The sequence below is a fragment of the Bacteroides intestinalis genome, from assembly GCF_003464595.1.
Taxonomy (GTDB): Bacteria; Bacteroidota; Bacteroidia; order Bacteroidales; family Bacteroidaceae; genus Bacteroides; species Bacteroides intestinalis_A.
Map to the genome: position 1 here is coordinate 122,500 of NZ_QRZF01000005.1, position 23,172 is coordinate 145,671.

At 44.8% G+C, this 23,172-nt stretch carries 14 protein-coding genes and 1 pseudogene; 6 read left to right on the top strand and 9 right to left on the bottom strand.

The window, feature by feature from the left end:
• The first annotated feature begins 39 nt into the window (after nt 1-39).
• The 6 genes from DWW10_RS09020 to DWW10_RS09045 all read left to right on the top strand — a co-directional run bounded on the left by DWW10_RS09020 (nt 40) and on the right by DWW10_RS09045 (nt 8,523).
• Nucleotides 40-705 carry a M15 family metallopeptidase gene (locus tag DWW10_RS09020; RefSeq protein ID WP_022393001.1) on the top strand — a complete coding sequence of 222 codons (666 nt, stop codon included), beginning with the start codon at nt 40-42 and terminating at the stop codon, nt 703-705.
• 62 nt (nt 706-767) lie between these two features.
• Nucleotides 768-1,913, top strand: coding sequence for a zinc metalloprotease (locus DWW10_RS09025; protein ID WP_022393002.1), 1,146 nt, complete (start codon nt 768-770; stop codon nt 1,911-1,913).
• Nucleotides 1,914-2,003: 90 nt separating this feature from the next.
• Nucleotides 2,004-3,134, top strand: a complete 1,131-nt coding sequence (locus DWW10_RS09030) for an AAA family ATPase (RefSeq protein ID WP_022393003.1) — start codon at nt 2,004-2,006, stop codon at nt 3,132-3,134.
• Nucleotides 3,135-3,146: 12 nt separating this feature from the next.
• Entirely contained in the window at nt 3,147-4,373 is a 1,227-nt protein-coding gene (locus DWW10_RS09035) for a THUMP-like domain-containing protein (RefSeq protein ID WP_022393004.1), read from the top strand.
• Nucleotides 4,374-4,649: 276 nt separating this feature from the next.
• Nucleotides 4,650-7,241, top strand: coding sequence for a xylan 1,4-beta-xylosidase (gene xyl3A / locus DWW10_RS09040; RefSeq protein ID WP_118420793.1), 2,592 nt, complete (start codon nt 4,650-4,652; stop codon nt 7,239-7,241).
• Between the two features lie 22 nt (nt 7,242-7,263).
• Nucleotides 7,264-8,523: a family 8 glycosyl hydrolase gene (locus DWW10_RS09045; RefSeq protein WP_022393006.1), complete on the top strand. Its 1,260-nt coding sequence runs from the start codon at nt 7,264-7,266 to the stop codon at nt 8,521-8,523.
• Between the two features lie 131 nt (nt 8,524-8,654).
• On the opposite strand, the gene DWW10_RS26395 is transcribed toward DWW10_RS09045, so the two are convergent.
• From DWW10_RS26395 to DWW10_RS09090, 9 genes and pseudogenes are all read right to left on the bottom strand, one after another.
• A complete protein-coding gene (locus DWW10_RS26395) occupies nt 8,655-9,587 on the bottom strand; it encodes a family 43 glycosylhydrolase (protein ID WP_259320458.1) in 933 nt (310 codons plus the stop codon).
• A pseudogene (locus tag DWW10_RS26400) lies at nt 9,561-11,111 on the bottom strand (arylsulfatase); the annotation flags it as partial. The gene DWW10_RS26395 and the pseudogene DWW10_RS26400, both read right to left, overlap by 27 nt.
• A 292-nt stretch (nt 11,112-11,403) precedes the next feature.
• The gene (locus DWW10_RS09060) at nt 11,404-12,546 is read right to left on the bottom strand and encodes a family 43 glycosylhydrolase (protein ID WP_118420792.1); all 1,143 of its coding nucleotides are present in this window, start codon (nt 12,544-12,546) and stop codon (nt 11,404-11,406) included.
• Between the two features lie 26 nt (nt 12,547-12,572).
• Nucleotides 12,573-13,700, bottom strand: coding sequence for a glycoside hydrolase family 43 protein (locus DWW10_RS09065; RefSeq protein ID WP_022393009.1), 1,128 nt, complete (start codon nt 13,698-13,700; stop codon nt 12,573-12,575).
• 32 nt (nt 13,701-13,732) lie between these two features.
• The gene (locus DWW10_RS09070; RefSeq protein WP_022393010.1) at nt 13,733-14,761 is read right to left on the bottom strand and encodes a hypothetical protein; all 1,029 of its coding nucleotides are present in this window, start codon (nt 14,759-14,761) and stop codon (nt 13,733-13,735) included.
• Between the two features lie 14 nt (nt 14,762-14,775).
• Nucleotides 14,776-16,989: a glycoside hydrolase family 76 protein gene (locus DWW10_RS09075; RefSeq protein WP_022393011.1), complete on the bottom strand. Its 2,214-nt coding sequence runs from the start codon at nt 16,987-16,989 to the stop codon at nt 14,776-14,778.
• Nucleotides 16,990-17,079: 90 nt separating this feature from the next.
• Nucleotides 17,080-17,835 carry a DUF3823 domain-containing protein gene (locus DWW10_RS09080; RefSeq protein ID WP_022393012.1) on the bottom strand — a complete coding sequence of 252 codons (756 nt, stop codon included), beginning with the start codon at nt 17,833-17,835 and terminating at the stop codon, nt 17,080-17,082.
• A gap of 24 nt (nt 17,836-17,859) precedes the next feature.
• On the bottom strand, nt 17,860-19,800 hold the full coding sequence (locus DWW10_RS09085) for a RagB/SusD family nutrient uptake outer membrane protein (RefSeq protein ID WP_022393013.1): 1,941 nt from the start codon (nt 19,798-19,800) through the stop codon (nt 17,860-17,862).
• Nucleotides 19,801-19,811: 11 nt separating this feature from the next.
• Nucleotides 19,812-23,066 carry a SusC/RagA family TonB-linked outer membrane protein gene (locus tag DWW10_RS09090; protein WP_022393014.1) on the bottom strand — a complete coding sequence of 1,085 codons (3,255 nt, stop codon included), beginning with the start codon at nt 23,064-23,066 and terminating at the stop codon, nt 19,812-19,814.
• Nucleotides 23,067-23,172: the final 106 nt, after the last annotated feature.

Sequence of the window (23,172 nt, forward strand, 5' to 3'; positions counted from 1 at the left end):
TCAACGGAAATTCCTATCTTTGCAGGCAAAGCAAAAAGCATGAAGTACATATATTATTTTCTACTCTCCCTCTGGTTCATCCCCGCATCCGCCCAGAAAAGCGAAACAGCAAGATATCTGGAGAGCATCGGACTGGTGAACATCGCCGAAGCAGACAGCAGCATCGTCATAGACCTGATGTACACCCGCGCGGACAACTTCACCGGGAAAGTTCTCTACGAAGACCTGCACGAAGCCTATCTGCACCCCGACGCCCTAAAAGGCCTGCTCCGCGCACAGCAGGAACTGAAGAAACGCCACCCCGCCTACCGCCTCATCGTATACGACGCCGCCCGCCCCATGAGCGTTCAGCAGCAGATGTGGAACGTGGTGAAAGGCACCTCCAAGAACATCTACGTCTCCAACCCCGCACGCGGCGGCGGACTGCACAACTACGGCCTGGCAGTAGACATCAGCATACTGGATGCCGCCGGCCGCCCCCTGCCGATGGGTACGAAGGTAGACCACCTCGGTCCAGAAGCACATATCACCCATGAAGCCGCCCTGGTGCAAAGCGGAAAAATCACCAAGCAGGAACAGGCCAACCGGTTACTGCTGCGTAGCGTCATGCGCACCGCAGGCTTTCGCGCTTTGTCCAGCGAATGGTGGCATTTCAACTGGTGCAGCCGGCAGGAAGCCAAACAAAAATACAAGGTTATACCCTAAAGTTTCCCATATTCCTTTATATTTGTGCAGACAAACCGGGTAAGAACTTCATCTATAGAACTATGAAACAAGCTCTCAAACTTATACTCTCCACCCTGATGGGTGCATGCATCGGCTTCGGTGCAGTGGTGCTTTGCATTACATTCTTTACGGAAACCACCCTCAGTGAATTCTTCGGCAACATGGGGAATGTACAACTCAGCAGATTATTGCTCTCCTGTATCCTGTCGTTGATCTGCCTCATACTTGCTGTCTTCGTACAAATCATCCTGCACGAAGGCGGACATCTGATTTTCGGGCTTGCTACCGGCTACCGATTCGTCTCTTTCCGTGTGGGCAGCCTCACCCTGATAAAAGAAGGTGGAAAGTTCCGCTTCAAACGCTTCTCCATCTCCGGCACGGGCGGCCAATGCCTGCTCTCCCCACCGGATAAGCCTTATGAACAAATGCCTTACTTCTGGTACAATGCAGGTGGGGTACTGATGAATCTGCTGACGGGAATCATCGCACTTATTCTTTGGATTTCGTACCCTGAACTGCCGTTACCCCTGCATCTATTCCTCCTATTTTCCTTTATCTGCGGTCTCTTCCTGGCGCTGATGAACGGCATCCCATTGAAAATGTCGGGCATCACGAACGATGCCTACAACCTGATATTGATGCACCGCGACCTAAATACCCGGAAGTACCTGGCCCTGCAACTGTCCGTCAACGCTGAAGTCCAGAAAGGCATGAGACTGAAAGATATGCCGGACGAATGGTTCCCGAACGATGAAGTGACAGACTACAAGAATATCATGCAGGTTGCCGTAAAATTACTCTATATCTCGCGCTACGTCGACCGGAAAGAGTTCAAGACAGCACAGGTCCTTTTCAGCGAGATAGAGCAACACAAAGAAGAAATTGTAGGATTATACGTAAAAGAAATCGAGTGTGAACTCTTGTTCCTCGAACTGATAGGCGAACGCAGACAAGAAGAAGTGGAGCGACTTTATACAGACAGGACAAAGAGATACATCCAGCGATACAAGATCATGATGTCCTCCAAACAACGCCTGCTGTGTGCACTTGCCTTGTATTGGGAGAACCGGCCGGAGCGTGCGAAGGAGATTTATGAAAAGGTAGTCCGTAAGCGGGACAAGTATTTGCTGCAAGGTGAAGTCAACTCTGATCTGGATATCATGGAGACGATGCTTCGGGAAGCATAAATACAACTGTAAGTGAAGCCATTATTATTTTCTTTGCATTATTACTTTATAATAATTATCTTTGCATAATCATCATAAAGTAAAGAAGCCATGCCAATCATCCGAAACCCTTTTATTATAAACGGATACATATCCCCCGCCTATTTCTGTGACAGGAAAGCGGAGAGCGAGATACTTATCCGCCAAATGACTAATGGTAATAATATCGCGTTAATCTCAACGCGAAGAATGGGTAAGACAGGATTGATACGTCATTGTTTCCAGAGTAAAGAAATTCAAAAGATATATTACACATTCTTTGTTGACATATATGCGACCAAATCTCTACGTGAGTTTGTGTTTGCCCTTAGTAAAGAAATTATTGAGTCATTGAAATCCTCGGGCAAGAAAGCAATACAAACTTTTTGGGAAAGTATGAAGTCGCTGCAAGCCAGTCTGACATTCGACTTTAATGGTAACCCTTCATTCAATTTAGGCCTGGGAGACATCCAGTCTCCGGATGCTACATTGGATGAAATATTTCATTATCTGGAACAGGCAAACAAGCCCTGTATCGTAGCCATTGACGAATTCCAGCAAATTACCAATTATGCAGAAGACAATGTAGAAGCTACCCTGCGTACTTATGTGCAACATTGCAACAATGCCCATTTCATCTTTGCCGGAAGCCAGAGGCACATTATGGGTAATATATTCCTGACAGCATCACGTCCCTTTTATCAGAGCGTATCGATGATGCATCTGGAAAGCATTCCTTTAGAAGAATACATCAAATTTGCTCAGAAACATTTCAAAGAAGCAAATAAGACTATATCCAAAGAAGCTATCGAACAGATATACCAATATTTTGAAGGCATTACCTGGTATATGCAGAAAGTACTGCACACCCTTTATGACATGACACCCGTCAATCAGATTGCCGATATTTCGATGGTAGAGGAAGCCATCTGCCAAATCATAGGTTCATTTCAATATACCTATTCCGAAACCCTTTTCCGAATGCCCGAAAAACAAAAAGAATTGCTCATTGCCATAACCAAAGAAGGGAAAGCAAGTGCCATCACCTCCGGTGCATTCATCAAGAAATATAAATTGCCATCTTCCAGCTCCGTGCAATCGGCATTAAAAGGACTGTTGGAAAAGGATTTCGTCACGCAAGAGGCAGGAGCTTATCAGATTTACGACCGTTTCTTCGGATTATGGCTTCAAAGAAACTACTAAACGACAAGGTTTATGGAATTGAATGACGAAACCCTTCGTTTTATACACGAACATTGCAAGGATAATGTACGCAACCTGGCTCTGCAAGCACCGAAGTATCCCGGTGTGGATATGCCTGTTGCACTGACACAGATAGCAGGCAGACAGGCGGCGGCAGAGAAAATACCGTCCTGGTATGCAGAAGAAGGCATTCTATATCCCCGCCACCTATCGTTAGAACAATGTTCCTCGGAAGCTACAGCACGATACAAAGCATCTATCATTCCGGAGTCTTCCTCTGGCACACTGACCGACTTAACCGGAGGGTTCGGCATAGACTGTGCTTTTCTTTCTCCGAAATTCCATCACGTCACCTATGTGGAACGACAGGAAGCACTTTGTGAGATTGCTTCGCACAACTTTCAACTACTGGCTCTGAACCATATCCGGATAGAAAACAAAGACGCCATCCGGCATCTGCAAGAAATGTCTTCCGTCGACTGGATATTCATTGACCCCGCCCGTCGCAACGGACATGGCGGTAAGACCGTTGCCATTGCCGACTGTGAACCAAATGTAGCCGAACTGGAACCCCTACTGCTCGAAAAAGCACAGCACATCATGGTGAAACTCTCTCCTATGCTCGACTTATCTCTGGCCATTCAGGATTTAAATCACGTACAGGAAGCGCATATCATTTCTGTAAACAATGAATGCAAGGAACTCTTACTTATCTTAGGACACAACACTGTTGCCGCAGAGAATATTCCCATCCATTGCATCAATCTGCAAACGAAGGATGGGAGAAATACAGAGCCAACCGGACAGTTCTTCACTTTCACCCGCGAACAGGAACAATCAAGCCCCAATGAATATACCGGTACTTTAGATAAGTATCTGTATGAGCCCAATGCGCCCATCCTCAAAGCAGGGGCTTTCCGCAATGTAGCCTGTATATATAAGGTAAAGAAACTGCATCCTAACAGTCACCTCTATACTTCCGGTGAACCGATAAAGAACTTCCCCGGAAGAAGCTTCCGGATAACAGGTATATGTACATTGAATAAGAAAGAACTAAAAAGCGTATTAGGAGATCTGAAGAAAGCCAATATCACGGTTCGTAACTTTCCAAGTTCAGTAGCGGAACTCCGTAAACGTATCAAATTGAACGAAGGCGGAGAAGTTTATCTGTTCGCTACGACCTTGATTAATGAACAGAAAGTCCTGATCCGGTGTGAGAAGACAGAAATAAGGAACTAATACGATATGTTGCCGGAATTGCCCCTTCTGGACGGGGTATGAGGGAAAGTTGACGAGTTAACTGGTTTCCTTCCTTTCTTTCCCGTAACAGGCATTTTTTCGTTGAATGTAACCTCAGCAAAACAAGATGTAACATCCGAAGGAAATCTGTAACATAGGCTCAACTATCTGAAATACGATTCTCCCCTTAAATCCCCTTTTCTCCCTATTTTTGTAATCGTCATCCACAATGACGAAACAGAAGTCTATTAATAACTATAAAAACGCACTACTGTCATGAAAAAGAAACTTCAGTTGCTCACAGGAATCGGATGTCTTTGCTTGTGCTTCCTTTCCTGTTCACAACCTCCCTACAAGAACCCGGCACTAAGCCCGGAAGAGCGTGCCAATGATCTGGTAGGCCGACTCACACTGGAAGAGAAAGCCGCCCTGATGCAAAACACATCTCCCGCCATTCCCCGACTGGGCATAAAAGCCTATGACTGGTGGAACGAAGCCCTACACGGCGTAGGACGCGCCGGACTGGCAACCGTATTCCCGCAAGCCATCGGCATGGGAGCTTCTTTCAACAACGAATTACTTTACGACGTATTCACCGCAGTTTCGGACGAAGCACGCGCCAAAACCACCGAGTTCAGCAAAGAAGGAGGATTGAAGCGTTATCAGGGGTTGACCATGTGGACACCCAACATCAACATCTTCCGTGACGCGCGTTGGGGACGGGGGCAAGAAACCTACGGAGAAGACCCTTACCTCACCAGCCAGATGGGAGTAGCAGTCGTACGCGGACTGCAAGGTCCTGAAGGGGAGAAGTATGACAAGCTGCATGCCTGCGCCAAGCACTATGCCGTACACTCCGGTCCGGAATGGAACCGTCACAGTTTCAATGCCGAGAACATCGACCCGCGTGATCTTTGGGAAACCTATCTGCCTGCATTTAAAGACCTCGTTCAAAAAGCCCATGTCAAAGAAGTGATGTGTGCCTACAACCGTTTTGAAGGTGAACCCTGCTGTGGAAGTAACCGCCTGTTAATGCAAATCCTCCGCGATGAATGGGGATACAAAGAAATAGTAGTGTCGGATTGCTGGGCAATCAGCGACTTCTACAATAAGGGTGCTCATGAAACCGATCCCGACAAACAACATGCCTCAGCCAAGGCCGTACTCTCCGGAACAGATATAGAATGCGGAGATAGCTACGGATCACTGCCCGAAGCTGTAAAAGAAGGCCTGATTGACGAGAATCAAATAGATATCTCACTGAAGCGCCTGATGAAAGCCCGCTTTGAGCTGGGCGAAATGGACGAGCCCTCGCAAGTATCCTGGACACAGATTCCTTACAGTGTAGTAGATAGTAAGGAACATCGTGAACTGGCACTCCGCATGGCACGTGAAAGTCTTGTGTTATTGCAAAATAACCAAAATATACTGCCTCTGAACAAAAATATGAAAGTAGCGCTCGTAGGCCCCAACGCCAATGACTCCGTAATGCAATGGGGTAACTACAATGGCTTCCCCGGACATACCGTTACTCTACTGGAAGGTATCCGCGAGTACTTGCCCGAATCACAGATCATCTATGAACCCGGATGCGACCTTACCTCCGACGTCACTTTACAAAGCTTATTCCAGCAATGCAGCATGGATGGCAAACAAGGTTTCAGTGCCCAATACTGGAACAATACGAAACAGGAAGGAACACCGGATGCGACAAACTATATCAGCACTCCTTTCCACTTCATCACCACCGGTGCCACTACTTTTGCAGCCGGCATCAACTTGCAAGATTTCTCCGCCAGCTACGAATCAGTATTCCGCCCTGTTAAAAGTGAAGACATCGCCTTCCGCTTCCAGACTCAAGGTATAACGAAACTCTCCATTGACGGTAAGGAAGTGGCCACAGGTATGAACTTCAAGAATAAGACCAAAGTCCATACCCTCCAGGCAGAAGCCGGAAAAGAATATCATATCAAGATTGATTTTGCTTTCCGCAACCGTGATGCCGCACTCGATTTCGATATGGGACGCGAAGTTCCCGTCGACCTGAAACAAACTGTAAATAAGGTGAAAGAAGCAGATATCATCATTTTTGCCGGAGGTATATCCCCTGCAGTGGAAGGCGAAGAAATGCACGTCAACATCCCCGGTTTTAAGGGAGGCGACCGCGAAACCATCGAACTTCCATCTATCCAAAGCCGTCTGCTTGCCGAACTAAAGAAAGCTGGGAAGAAGATTGTATTTGTCAACTTCTCCGGTTCTGCCATTGCTCTGACTCCCGAAACAAAAACATGCGATGCCATCTTGCAGGCATGGTATCCCGGTCAGGCAGGTGGTACAGCCATTGCAAACGTGCTATTCGGAGATTATAATCCGGCTGGACGTCTTCCGGTGACTTTCTATAAAAGCACTAACCAATTGCCGGACTTCGAAGATTACTCCATGAAAGGACGCACTTACCGTTATATGACGGATGCTCCCCTCTTCCCCTTCGGACATGGATTGAGTTATACGACTTTCCAATATGGAAATGCTTCATTGAATACACCGGAAATCAAGGACGGAGAACAAGTCACTCTAACCATCCCTGTTAGCAACACGGGTAAATACGATGGTGAAGAAGTTGTACAGGTATATCTGCGCCGTCCGGGTGATAAGGAAGGACCGTCGCATGCACTCCGTGCCTTCAAACGCGTAGCGATAGCTAAAGGAACAACGAATCAGGTTACCATACCTCTGAGCAAAGAAAACTTTGAATGGTTCGATACGGGTACCAATACAATGCGACCGATAGAAGGTGAGTATGAAATACTGTATGGCGGTACATCAGAATTGAAACAGCTGAAATCCATTCCTGTCACTATCAAATAATGATTCTATTAAAGTTACTCCTATGAAGAACTTATTCTATCTTCTCCTCTGCCTCATCGCCGGTACATCGTGCAGCCAGGCAGACCCTACAAAGCCTTGGGATAAAGGTGCCTTTGAAACGCAAAAGTACCGGAATCTTTTCGCCGAGATGGGTTACAAACAGGCAGATATCGATGCCAAACTCCAATCCGTCTTCGACGGCGTATTCTACGGTCCGGACAAGGTTTACTTCGAAGTAGGTGATTCCATGGCATACATCAGCGACATCAAGAACCATGATGTCCGTACCGAAGGTATGTCTTACGGATTAATGATTGCTGTCCAGTTCGACCGTAAAGACATCTTCGACCGCCTTTGGCGATGGGGCACAAAGTACATGCAGCACCAGGACGGTCCGTTGAAAGGGTACTTCGCCTGGAGCTGCGAGACGGACGGTACCCGTAACTCCCAAGGCCCCGCCTCCGACGGAGAGCTTTACTATGTAACCGCCCTCATCTTCGCCTCCAACCGTTGGGGAAATGATACCGGTATCAACTACCTTGCCGAAGCCCGGAATATCCTGAACTGTTCCATGGAGAAAGATGGTACAGACCGCGTAATGCCTTTTATCAACGTAGAGCATAAGCTTATTACCTTCGTCCCCGACATACGGGGTGGCCTCTTCACCGATCCATCTTATCACGTACCCGCTTTCTATGAAGTATGGGCACGCTGGGCCGATGATGGCAGAGCCGACTTCTGGCGTGAATGTGCCGAACGCAGTCGTGAATACCTGCATAAAAGCATCCACCCCGTAACCGGTCTGAACCCCGATTACAACAACTATGACGGTAGCCTGCTGGGCAATAACCGCATTATTGGTGATGCTTTCCGCTTCGACTCCTGGCGTGTACCGATGAATATTGCTTTAGATTACTCCTGGGCATGTGCCGACAAAGAGTGGCAACAGGAATACGGCAATAAAATCCAGAACTTTCTCTACAGTCAGGGTATTGATACCTTCGTAGACCAGTACAACATAGACGGTACGCAGGTAAAAGATACCCTCAAAGCCGGAGAACACAAGGCGTTGAGACACTCTTTAGGCTTGATAGCCACTTCTGCCGCCGCCTCACTAATGTGCACTCACGAGAAAAGCCGTGAGTTCGTAGATAAGTTGTGGAACGCAAAACACGAACCGTATGAAGACGGATACTTCGATGCTTACTATGACGGACTGCTCCGCCTCTTCGCCTTCATGCACCTGAGCGGAAACTACCGCATCATCTTCCCTGAAAAGTAAACTTAGAGCATAACCCCAAAAAAAAGAAACAGTAGATTCAGGATTTACATCCTATTCTACTGTTTCTTCACTAATTAACTAATCCTAAAAACATCCTACCATATAATTGCAGAGATTTGGTAAAAAGATAGTTATTTCAGTTGAGGGAAACCGTCCCTCCAGATAATCTTTCGTTGTGAAAGGAACCAGGTTCTGCCAAAATCCTCATTGCCCTGATAGAAGAGGTAGGTCTGCCCGTCTTTATCTTTGAAGATATGGGGATGCCCCGATTCACAATAATTCCAGGCCCTCGGATCTCCATTCGCCAGGAAAGGTTTATTCGAAACTTTCCTCCAGTGGATACCATCTGTACTGGTTGCCAGTCCTATCTGCTGCGGACGGTTATTGTAAGCCCCTGCATAGAACATATATAGCGTACCATTCATCTCGACTACCGAAGGAGCCTCTATACAAGTTTCTTCCCACGGCCATTCGGGAACCAGGATGGCACGGTCACAGGCCTCCGTCCATGTTTCCCGATTGAAATTCGTACCTGCAGGAGCAGTAGCCACACCTACAATCTGTTTCACATAGTCGGGTGTACGGGTAGCATAATAAAGGAAATACTTTCCTTTCGCAAATATGACTTCCGCATCAATGGCCCGTCCGCAATTCCAGTCACCCGCTTTAGGGGCAAAAATAGGATTGGTAGCATTACGTGTGAAGTTCACGCCATCCACCGACCATGCATGACAGATCGCATCTTTCTTGTCATTACCATACGTTTGATAGAATAGATGGATCGTATCGTTACGCACCAGTGCACCCGGCGCACACAAGCCCTTAGCTTCATAGTCGGCAGCCGGAGACAAAGAACCGATAGGCTTCCATTGCGTCAGGTCCGTACTCTCTGCTATACCTATTCCCCAACCCGAGTTTCCCTTAGGAGGTACAGAGTAATACATCAGGTACTTTCCGTGGAATGGAATCACATGCGGATCTTTCGAGAAAGGCCAGCCTGTACGGGTAGTATCAGCAAACAACATCGGAGAGTCCTGATGTTTAGGCAGTACATTGTGCTTTATCGCCCAGTATTCCCACTCATTCCGCAACTTCTTCAGTACATCGGGATGCTGGGAAGCAAGATTATTTTTCTCCGTACGGTCTTTCACAATGTCGTAAAGCTCCCATTCCGTACCTGCTTCATCACGTATTGCTTTCCAGTTACCATAACGGATGGCACGATTGCCCTGATGCTCCCAATACATATATTCATGCAGGGAAGGCACTTTCTCCGTAATGGCGGGGAACAGACTGGTACCTACCAAAGGATGAATCTTATTTCCACCATGATAGGTTTCAGGATATGCAGCACCTGTTGCTTCCAGAACAGTAGGCATGATATCCGGCAGATAACCCGGAGTAGTACACAAATTGCCATGCCGGTTGCCCAGTTTCTTGTTCCAGGAGAAGATAAGAGGAGTGGATATACCACCTTCATAGGAACGGCATTTGTATTTCCGGAATGGAGTGTTCGAAGTTTGCGCCCAGGCTCTGCCATAGGACGGCATATTATTGCAGGCAGGATTATTAATATCTTCCTGCTTGCCGCCTCCCAATTCCAGATAAGGTTCGGCACAAGCGCCATTGTCTGCAAGGAACAGGATTAAGGTATTATCCAGTTGTTTGGTTTTCTTCAAGTAGTCGATCACCTTACCTACGTTGTAGTCCACACAGTGTACCTGTGCTGCATACACAGCCATGCGATAGGCGGATTCATCCTTTTCTTTCTCCGTCAGTTCATCCCAGGAACGGTTTTCCCATTCGGCGAAACCAACGTTCTTATCAATAATACCCATCTTCTGCATCCGGTTGTAACGCTCCTGGCGTATCTTATCCCAACCCTTGGAACGGTAAAGTTTGGTAAACTTCTGAATGTCTTCCTCTTTTGCCTGCAAGGGCCAATGCGGAGCATTGAAAGCCAGATACAGGAAGAACGGTTTGTCATCCTTCTGTTCACCAACAAACTGAAGGGCATGATCAGTGAAAGCATCCGTGGTATAGTAAGGGGCTTCAGGTGCAGGCAGATGTTCATTGTCCAGCGTCAGACCACGTCCACCTTCCGGACGTAAGTAACTGGCAGCGCCTGCCAGAATACCATAGAAGCGTTCGAAACCTCTCTGCAAAGGCCATTTCTCTTGCCCGTGCATACCCAAGTGCCACTTACCTGCCATATAGGTATGATAACCGTTTTCTTTCAGCACTTCGGCAATGGTGACACAATTACGATTCAGATAACCCTGATAACCTTCGGAACCCCAATCATTGATATCCCGTTGCGTTTCTTTCTTAAACGTTCCCGGGTCCTCGGACATCTGACCGATACCTGCCTGGTGTTGATAAAGTCCAGTCATCAGACTGGCACGCGCCGGACAAGAACGGGATGTATTATAGAACTGGGTAAAGCGAACCCCGGTAGATGCCAACTTATCGAGATTCGGGGTCATAATCTCACCCCCATAACAACCGATGTCGGAATAACCCATGTCGTCTACCAGAAAGATAACGACATTCGGCTTCTCTTGCGCCCAACAGAGGGGAGCAATCATTAATGGGGTTAAAGCAATAATACTCTTTCTCATAAAGCCTATATTTTGAAATTATTTTATGATAATCTGCAGGTTTTTTCCTGTAAATGATAACTCATAAGCCTGTTATTGTAAGATTCAGGCGTCTAAAATATAAATTATCACTTGCAATACCAAACATATAATACCCCAAAACCTCTACATTACTCCCCAAGAACTCTTTCCCTTATTCCTTTCAGCAAGATCTCCCTGAGACTTCATGCAAAAGACGGCATCTTTTGCATCAGCGGAATAAGGCATAAGAGCCAAAGGGTTACGGCTGAAACCTCTGCACCTCATCCGGTCCGGGCACAGCATATGCAGGGTCGATAGCGCGGATATAAACATCCCCGTCTTTCCCTGTCTTTATTTCCAGAGGAACAATCGTAGTCCCCTGCTCATTGATGGTCTGAGCAGTCTCACTTAAATCGCGATTCTGAATGCCTAATTTGGATACAGGTGCGATATTCCCGTTAAAGAATGCCGTGCACCACCATTGGCCCTTCTTATCCTGGAACGGAGTTCCATGTCCCAGGAAACGGCCGGCAAAACGACGTTCACTGTAAGGACCGGTTATCCGGTCGGCTGTGCAATAATACAGATTATAAGATCCCTTACGGGAATCATCCGTAGACCATGCCGTACCGAAAAGTACATACTTCTTTCCTATCTTCCGTATAGTTGCACCTTCGTGCCCGATGCTGCGGTCGGAAGGATCAATATGTACAGGCTTTGCTGCCAATCCCTGAAAATCCGGTTTCAGAGGGGCAATCTCGGTATTGCTCCACGTCAGATACCAAGTGCCATCGTCATCACGAAAAAGAGAAGGATCGTGCTTATCTCTCATATCATCTCCCATAGGGAAAGCGAAAGAATCATTCTTATCCGCATGATCGGCAATAATAAGATTGGCGCCATTACCTACAGGTTCGGGTGAGGTATGTACAAATACCCATTTGCCATCTACCCGGTACATCTCGGGAGCCCAAAGCAACCAGTTTTTCTTAGATTTATTCTGGAAAGCATCCGGGAATTGCCGGGCCCAGTATCCCTTTTCCAACGAAAAGGGTTCGCCCAGATATTCCCATTCAGCAAGATCCGGGCTACGCCATACGCGAATCTGATAACCGACTATACTTGGTTTCAAACCCATCTTCCGGGAAACATGGTCCAGTCCCAGATTATAGGGATCTCCGGCTTCACGGGTATCTCCATACGTAGGTGTGGTACCAGTCAGATAATAGAAACCATCCTCACACAAGTAAATATACGGGTCTCGTATCCACCCGTCTTTCAGATAGACTGCCCGGTTATGCTGCTTCACAGCTTTCCGGATTTCTTTCTTATCCTGGGCTTTCGCAAGAAACGATACGCCTATCAGGAGTATGAAGCAAAAGAATAATCGGTTTCTCATCATCAGGGTTTCTTTTTATCGGATGGATGTTACTTTGCAGAGGTTGCTACTGTTCCCGATGGTTTATTCAGGCGGGCCGTTGTAGGAAGCGGAGTTCCGAAATCGGGATAGTCGTTCTCGAGCCATACAAACTTCTGGGCACGTGGTGAACGGGTATCTCCAGCACCTTCAGGATCTACCTGTGTATCGCGTGCATGATACAGGATATACCATTCCGTACCATCGGGAGAGAGGAAGAAGCTGTTGTGTCCTGTACCGTATACGCCGTTCTCAGGTGACTGTTTGAATACAGGTTGCTGGGATTTGGACCATGACTTCGGGTCCAGCATATCACTGTCAGTGCTTACCGTCAGCATACCCAGAGCATAATACGGAGTCCATACCCCACTGGCGGAATAAGCTATATGAACATACTTACCTTTAGGACTCAACAGGGGTTGAGGACCTTCATTTACAAAGATATCGTAAGAAGGATTCCAGCCGTTCTCGTTCTTATGATGTCTTTCCCACTCCAATTCCGGTTTGGAAATCAGAACTCTCTCGGAGCCCAGTGTCCAGGGGTTCTCCATGCGGGCAATATAGATACACTGAGTTTCGGTATCCACACGGCGGGTTTGCCAACCGGACCATACCATATACAATTCACCTTTATTCTGGAATACAGAACCGTCGATAGCCCAGTTGTTATCCTTGTCCGTACTGATACGGCCTTTCATTACAAACTCTCCATCAAAAGGATCTCTGTTTACATTCTCCAATACATACATCTGGTGATTGTCCGTATTGCCATCATCGGCGGCATAATAGATATACCATTTGCCATCGATATTATGGATTTCAGGTGCCCAAAGATGGTATTTATTAGAAGGATCGGTAGGAATCCAGACAGTCTTCCGGGGAGCATTCTTCACATCGGTAACGTCTGTAGTCTTCCAGAGTACCAGACTATCTTGCACGGTATGCATATAGTAGTAAGTACCTTCATGGAACAGAGCCCAGGGATCAGGACCTTTCTGGAACAAAGGGTTCACATACGTAGTTGCCAGAGAATCAACCTCTGCCAATCCGTCCTTTTTCACTTTAGTATTTCCACATGAGGTTACAGAAAGTAATGCTGCGACTCCCAGCATCACAACAAAGCAATTCTTAATTTTCATATTTTATCATATTAGAGTTATTGACTATTTAGTTACCAGGCTCTGTATTTAGCCATCGGATTGGTCACATTCCAACGGAAATATTCGTATGCAGTATGAACGGATGCACGCTGAAAAGCAGGCATCTCATAAAGCAACCGTCCACCTTCACCTACCAATTCCACTTTAACCGTCTTCGAACGGTCTATCGCTTTCAGTACTTCAGGAAACACGAAGGTGCGCGTATCACGTTCCTCCACTGCTTTACCACCATCTGTTACGTCGGAATATTCTATCTCCAAAGGAAGTTCATACGTAATGTCGTCCAGAATAAACCGGATAAGATTCATCTTGAAAGGCTTTCCGGCAGGATATTTATAGTTGACCTTAAAGGCCGACTGGATATTATTCTCTTTACTTTCCTGATTATAGAAGGCGAGCATCACCGATGCACCGTTCGCCTCATAGTTATAAGGTCCATACCACACTTTGTGTGATACTCCCGGATAGAAAGTTTCAACTACCGGAAAATGGAATAAAGAATAGAGCTCCACTTTACCGGGCAGTAGTCTTACAGCATAATCCGGATCGGAATAAACCACAGCACCTCCCTGTTCATAATCTGCTTTCTTAAAATGTCTGTCCAGGTTCTTTTCTATTGCTGCACGCTTAGCATTATCCTGAGTATCATAAAACAGGGTAATGCCATAAATCACGCTGTCGCAGAACTGATAAGAAACTCCTGAAAAGATGCTTTTACTATAAAAAGGTCGTACAGTACTTTCTGCCATATTCTCATTTTGACCCGCCAATTCTATCTCCGAAGCAGTACTTAGTCGAAAGCCGAAAGGGATGACCTCACGTGCACCGTAATCTTCCAGATCGGGCAAGTTTAGCATCAAATTCTTCTGGTTATTGTAGAGGGTACTCAATAACCCGTACTGCCTCTCGGGAGCACCCTTCAGTTCAACGGTTTGCCCGGTAGCAGCCAAATATTCATCTACTTGTTTCAGACGGGGTTGTTGTGCAAAAACCTGAATGACACCAACCCACAATAGCATTGTTACGATATAATATTTCATAGCTTGTTCCTTTTTTATTCTTTTTCCAAACCTTGTGTACGCGCATAACGCTCTATCATCTCTTGCCGCTTTTCCCTCGGCCACTGTTCTATCACGTCGATATCCCACTCGCCGAAAGCATCCATAAAGCGGTGCATAGGTTCGAGGATGGAAGCTTGATTCCACGGAAGTTGTTGACGCACACTATGTCCACGATTGGATTGCGGGTTGAAGCATTCTGTAAGTAAACCTCTGTAACGGTATCTCATGTCTCCATCCAGATCCATAATGGAAAGAGTATTGTTTTGAATCAGCTTTGCCATTTCCAGGAAATGCGTATCTCCCGTCATGAGGTATAAGCGATAGTACTGGAAGGAAGAGAAAGCCAGTCCGTTGTCTATTGCAGAGTGTCCGGTAGCAATCAGGGTTTGCCCTACAATACTTACATCTTTTGGAAAATCAGTCAAAGTATCGTTAATAGCCATCGGTACATGATAAGCAAACATAAAGGTTTCCGTATAGCGGGCAGCCTGTATGGCGGCTTCCTTCCACTTGGCATCACCTGTAACGTCATAAAGTGCCAAAAAAGCATAAATAGCCATTTGTCCGGACTCACGGTCTTTTACATTGGGATTGTCAATAACTCCACCTACATAAAGGTAATCATGGTGGATAAAGTCATAACTAAATTCACCTGCTTTCAAGGCTGTATCCAGATAGCGTTTGTCCTGGGTAGCCGAGTAGAGTTCAATCAGGAAGCGGATGATATTAGTAGTTGTATATTTACTGTCATGAGTCGGTTTTCCGGTTCTCCAGTCATAACGGAGATAAAAGCTACCGTCCTTTTCCTGATTCCGTACCAGCCAATCAGCGTACTTTTTGCAATAGGAGAGCCATTCGGGTTTATTAATTCCATGCTTTTTCATGGTATTCCATGCACCCATCATACCTTCCATACCACCGGCAGCAACACGCATATAAGCTTCATAATCACGCCAGGTTGCTTTCCGATCTACATAGGCATCTGCCCAGGGACTTACAAGGCCACTTTCCTGTTGTGAGTTATTCACCCAGAAGTCAACAACTTCCGATGCTTTGCGTACATATTCCTGATTGTCAATTTCCAATCCTTTCCGCAAAAGGAAATAGGCATTTGAAATCTGGAAACCGATAAAGCCCATTTGATAGTTATAAGCACGGGCTATTCCATTAGGCAGATAGATGGAGAAAGGCCAGCCCGGTGCACCATTCAGATTCAGCAGGTAAGCATCAAGCACCTCAATGCTGGCTTCATAAGCATCTTTTACATCTACTTTATGTACGACAGGGGTATATTTATTCCACGCCTGTTTCCATACTGTTTCCACCAGTTCGGGGAAATCTTTTGTCTGGTTGAAACCGAAAGTCAGACTATATGTATGTTTCACTCCGGCTTTCACTGGATGACTGCGATAGGCAAAGCCTTTTCTTTTCTGTTCGGGGAAGCGGCCTACATAGGTGGTTTCGCCCTCAATTCCCGGGAAGACAAAAAGAATAGAGTGTGAATCGGTTTCTGTGAAACCCAGGCTACCGAATTGCATACGTTCATCCACAATACGGTTTACTCCATTTTCACCATAGAAAGTTTCAGGATCAGCATTCAGGTGTACCATGTCAATAGCTAATCCGGAAGCCTTCTCACGGGCAGATACCAATGGCAAGGGTAAACGGTCTTCGCGGAAATAAAAGTAATTATCGGTGTAGTCACTGGCAAGAGAACCACGTCTAAGACTCAGGTTGTTCCTGTACCAGATACCCGGAACAAAGAATTCAAAATCTTCAATCTGCGTTTTACGTTGCAGAGTCAATCCGAAATAAGAGTTGAAGTAGTTGTCTCCTTTTCCAATCTTTTCAATCGTTACCTCCCTATCCATACGGAAATGATTCTCTGTATCGGGGGTAAACACATCTTTTACATGAAATACGGTGCCATGAGATGACTTTAACTTTGCGATGCAAACCAACGACTCTTTTTCTTCCTTTACAGAAGAATAGTAACCGTTCAGCGTTTCCGCATTCACTTCCAATGTAACTACATAAGGAGCATTTAAACTCAAATAATGGGCGTTACCAGTTTGCAGGCTCAGGCGTTTTCCATCTTTGGCTACAGACAGGCTGGCATCACCACTTTGCAATGCATATGCTTTTTCTGCTGCCAGAGAAAACTGGATGGACGAGAGGAAACTGATGAGTATAAATAGATATTTCATGTTTCAGATATTATCAGGGATACAATAAATTTAAGTTGAAAAGACTCTGCCGGTTTATGCCGACAGAGTCTTTATATCAAAACATAGTGTTTACTCTACCGGCAAGTTTTCTATTTTCTGTATCGTTGAGAAGAGAAAATACTGATTCATTCCCTCCAACTCAATAGCTACACGATAGAAAGCATAAGTACGATAGTTATCTACGAAGTTCTCCTTCTTGCGATACTCGGACAATGGGATATATACCTGCAACGTAGTATCATCGATGTATTCCACATCGCTGCTACGTGTACACTTAATACCACTGTTAACCAAAGAACTTGTGCTCAGCCAGATACGAGTCTTTACAATCTTCGGAGCTGCTTTCACCGTATTAGTCATCTTCTCAATATTGAAAGTAGCAACGATATTGCCATTCTTCAATTCAGCTTTCAAATTCTTCAATTTGTAGTACGGACGCACTTCAAAGTCTCTTGTAACATTCGAGTTAAAATGATAGGCGATAGAATCATAGCCTTTACCTGCACCCCGTGATTCAAAATCAGGAAGTTCGAAAGGCAATGTTTCATTCACTAATGTCATTTTATAGTCCGCATCGAAGAAGAGCTGCTGGTAGTGTCCCTGATCGTCGACACGTATACCCGTACCGCCACCGTCTACTTTACCATAACCGCTCTGGAAGACTCTTAATAACCCTTTATTTGAGTCGAAAGGGAAGTTCTCACCGTCACACTTCAACTGGCCGCTGAAAACATAAGACGGAGCATCGTAATTATCATATTCGCAGGATGTCATAGTAAATCCTAATACGACAAATGCTGCTGCAATTATAGATTTTAGTTTCATTGTTTTTAAGCTTTAGTTGGTAAATTAATGATTAGGATTCTTCTCAATATTCGGGTTACCCTCGTTCATCGGATATGCATTATAATACATCTTGTTGTCGAAATACAGAATAGCATTATTTGCTCTGTTCTGAGCTTTCATTTTCCGATAAATCCACTTACCATCTTCGGGCGTGCCCGGAGCATAAATCTTATACGGCCACAATACGTAAATAGTAGCAGTTTTATTGGCCTGGTCGTTGTACCACACTTCATCGGCAACTCTCCAACGCTTCAAGTCTTCATAACGATGATCTTCGAATGCCAACTCTACACGTCTTTCGTTTACAATACGATTGAATGTCAGTTCGTTCTCAGTCAATTTGAACACATCGCCACCTGCACGCTGACGTATGCGATTGATATAATCTAATGCTATAGTTTTAGTAGAACGGCCATTGTAGCTGGCTACTCCCAGTTCATTCAGGTAGAAAGCAGCCTCAGCAGCATTCAACAAAGCTTCACCGAAACGGAACACTACATAAGGAACAGAACTAACACCATTTATCTCACTTCCAGTGGCAGTATCGACAAACTTTCTCAATAAGAAACCAGAATGAGATATATACCAGTTACTGCTACCATCATCTCCACGAAGAGGTCCATCTTCTCCGGTCACTTTCTGACCTTCGTATACCCGGCTATCAACTTCCTGCATGGAACGTGCGACTTCAAACTGATAACCATCAGCAGTAGGAATAGCCAAACCTGCCTGAAGATCAACAGAAGTACCTCTGAATGAGCTTCCCGGATACAAAACCGTACCCGCCAAGCGAGGATCACGTCCTGCAAAGATATCTTCCGGCTTATTATACAAATTGTATTTGTAAGTAGATGTATACACATTCATATCCTCGATTACTTCATCACCTACATAAGCATCCATCTCTTTCGCTTCGTGAGTGTTAAGCATTTCATAATCATTTACCAAATTCAAAACAGGATTAACTTGGCAACCTGCTTTATTATTCGAGGCACGCACTAATTTACGTGTAAGAGCACGTGTAGTAAAGTTATTCTTCACATTCACTCCATCATAGGCCTTACAGAAAATCAGTTCTGGATTATTTTCCGGTTTAGCAATAAATGCTTCGGCATAGTTGGTTGCTAAATCAGCTTGTTTCTGATAGAGTTGATAGCCCATAGCTTCCAGTTCGGCACAAGCATCGATACAAGCCTTCAGATAACCTTCCGCCTTACTTCTTTCAATACCCGTAGCACCACTTGACAAGTTCAAAGTTTTGGTAGCACTTTTATCATAGTTGTATGCCAAAGTTCCGGCGTACAGAGCTGCACGGCACTTCAGGGCCATAGCTGCACCTTTGGTGGCACGAGTTTTAACGCGGGAAGTTCCGAAATCGTCTTTTACTGCATCCATCTCACTGATGATAAAGTCGTAAATTTCAGATTCCTTATTTCTGGGCACAGCCAATGGCGTGGGATCTTCCATATATTCTGTTACCTCAGTAACCAAAGGAACACCGCCATACTGAACCACCATCTTGAAATAATTGTAAGCTCTAAAATAACGGGCTTCTGCTTGAAAATACTTCAACTTATCAGCGGGAATCGAACCGGTAGATACCGTATTCAAATTCCGGATATGAAGGTTTAATTCACGGATAAAAGCATAATCATAAAAGTTTCTGTAATCGGTCCCTACATTTCCTGCAAAAGCCCAATACTGACTGTTATTAGATGCTTCATCCCAACGAGTAAGATCATATGAATCTCCATCGGTACCAAAATCTTGCCAGTACTTCATGCGACCATACAAATTGGCGGCAATACTGTTAATACCGGTTTCCGATGTATAAGCCTGATTTTCGGTAAAAGACATCTTGTCCTCTTGTTCCAACCAACTGTCGCAAGAAGAGAAAAGCAATAAGCCTGATAATAATGCTATTGATAATCTATTTTTTTTCATGTTACATTCAATTAAAAGGTTACGTTTACTCCAACTGTGTACACTTTGTGTTGCGGATAGTCGAATCCGGTAACAGAAGAGATTTCAGGGTCGAAACCAAAGTCATTCAAGCTATCCCAGCAAAGCAGGTTAGAACCTTCAAAGTAAACTCTGAGCTTCTGTATCAAAGCTTTCTTTGTCCACTTAACCGGCAATGTATAACCTACCACTAAGTTACGCAGACGTAAATAGTTGATTTCCTTTGCATAAAAGTCATTCCAGTCTCTGATAGAAGGATTGTTGCTACGAACAGCGGGGAATTTACCACGTTTCCATGGAGATTTCGTATCGAAGATATCTTCGTGCTGCCAAGAATCCACTACATTGTATACATATCCCATTTGGTCAGTACCAATACCATACTTCACATGCCAGTCACCGATAAATGTATTCATGAAACCACCGGCAAAATCAGCTGCAAAGTCAATCCCTTTATATTCGAAGCCCAAGTTGATACCCATTGAAAGCAAGGGGTTCTTGTTGGCATTACCGCTATCCCAATCATAGTCGGTAGCTGCATAACCCAAAGGACGCTTATCGTAGTCATCAATCAAACCATCACCATTAACATCCTTGAAAATCAAGTCACCCGGACGCAGGTTCACGTTGTTAGCACCATCAATATTCACCGGATAGTTATCAATTTCTTCCTGAGTCTGGAACACACCGATAGTTTCCCACATCCATACAGCACCATTCTTCACATTAGACCAACGGTTAGCCTGTCCCCAACGGTATTGATCCCATCCGTTCAAGAAGACTTCACCATAGTTGTTAATTGTTTTCTGGCGAGCTAAAGTCAAGTTAACACCTACAAAATAATTGAAGTCATTAACGCGATCATTCCATTTCACCATACCATCAATACCACTAACCTGATCGGAGTTCAGATTCTGTCTCTGTACACTATAACCTGCCTCATACGGGTAGATAATATCAGTCGGGGTAGCAGGAATACCACTTCTTTTTCTCTTAAAGAAGTCCACTTCCAGTTTCAAGCGATCGTTCAGGAAACCCATATCGAAACCAACATTCATCATGGAAATCTTCATCCAAGAAAGTCCGGTTTGAGGAATTCCTTTGTAGGCAGTACCAGTAGTATAAGCATCTTGGCCATTACCCAAAGGATTACTGCTGATAATAGCTCCTCCATTGTTAAATGCATAGCCGGGCAAGTAGGCAAAATCCGGATAACTACTATTAAAGTTTTTAGCCATGTCATCACCCATTTCACCATAAGAAGCTCTCAACTTAATGCTGGAAATCCAATCAGCCACCTTAGAGTCTTTGTAAAATTCTTCTTCAGACAGACGCCATGCGCCGGAAACTGACGGGAAGAAGCCCCATTGATTACCAGGAAGGAAACGCCAGGAAGCATCATAACGACCGGCAAAATCAATGATATACTTTTCTTTATAAGAATAACCTGCACGGAAGATGAAACTGGCTGTAGTAATGGTACGTACTGAGTTACTTACAGTATTATTAGCATTCGTTGTAATATTTTCTACAAACGGATTTTCCACTGGACTCTGAGCCACAGTCAAATATTTCCGGTCTTCTTTAAAGAATTCAAAACCGGCGACAGCTGTCACATGATGATCCTTGGCAAAAATATGATCGTAATTCAAGGTAAACTGCCCCATCATTTCAACTTTATGATTTCTTACATCTCCACGATAAGTATCAGTTTTTGTAGATGCAACTTTGTACTCCTGTGTGGCAGGGTCATACCTATATTCATTCCAACTCTTCTCATTATCTGTCTGATGAAGGGTCTCGTAATAATAGGACAACAAACCTTTGGCAGTCAGTCCTGGAAGCGGTGTCTTATATTCCAAATTTGCACTAAGCTGAATAGTACGGAAGTCTTTCTGATGCTTACCTGCATTGTCAATTGTATAAGCAGCCATATTACGGGCACCATCATGGGTCGGGCTGATGTAATTCAGATAATCCGGATTATCATTAGCATAAGGACGCATGGTCGGAATCAAGTTGAAAATAGAGTTACGCATCTGGAAGTAGTCGTCACCACCCGGAAGTGCCGGATTGACATTCTGTTCTATCTTACCCAAAGTCTGAAAACCAACCTTTAACTTATCAGTCAATTGCATATTGAAGTTGGCCTGCAAGTTCGTACGGTTATAGTTATATTCCTTGAATACGGCATCCTGATCAATATGTCCTACTGAGATATAGTAATCGGTTTTCTCCGTACCACCGCTGATGTTAGCATTTACATAATACTGAGGAGCAGAATTGCTCACAAAGTTATCTTTCCAATCATAACCGCGATAATCTTCACCTGTAGCCGGATTATAATATCCAGTTCTCCATTTCTCCAAATCAGCTTTGGCATTGGCAATGTTATCAGCTCCTGTCAGGTTACCATCATTGGCTTGCTTCATGTAGTTACCCCATTTCCACTGGTAAGCGTTCAACAATTCGGGATACTTTGTCCATCCTTGCCAACCCATGTGAGCATTCAGGTTTATCTGAGGCTTCTGACCTTTTTTACCGGTTTTCGTAGTAATCAACACAACACCATTGGCAGCCTTCACACCATAAATAGCAGCGGCACCATCCTTTAGAATAGATACATTCTCAATATCGTGGATATCCAGTGCATTGAATGCAGTCTCGTCTTTCATAATACCATCAATAACATAGAGAGGAGTACCCATGTTACGAATCTCAAGGTTAGTCGAAGTTCCCGGTTGACCTGACTTCTGACGTGCCGTAATACCCGATACCTTACCTACCAAAGCATTGGCAGCCGACGTTGATGTAGAACGGGCCAAATCTTTATTGTTCACCGAACTTACTGCAGCAGCCACTGTAGCTTTCTTCTGAGTGGCATATCCCACTACCACAACTTCGTCAAGCAATTCTGTATCTTCCTTCAGTGTAACGTCCAGGTTTCGTTTTCCCTTTACGCTGATCTCCTGTGGTGCATAACCCACAAAAGAAACTGTCAGAACTGCATTAGTTCCTTTAACAGAAAGTGTAAACTTACCATCGACATCAGTAATCGTACCGTTGGTAGTTCCTTTCTCCATAATGTTTACTCCAGGCAAAGGTTCACCTGTAACATCTTTCACTATACCCGACACAGCAACATTTTGTGCCTGAAGCATTGCGGAAGACACTAGAACAACTAGCAACAAGAAGAAATTCTTCCTTCTATTACCAGCCGAGATTAACTCATTTAAAAAGTGCTTCATAAGTTATTATTTAAAATTAAACATAAATTAGTTTATCTGTATATTATTGAAAACCGAAAAATGAGAACTTATCTGAAAACTTATTATTTTACCTTAATGTGAATAT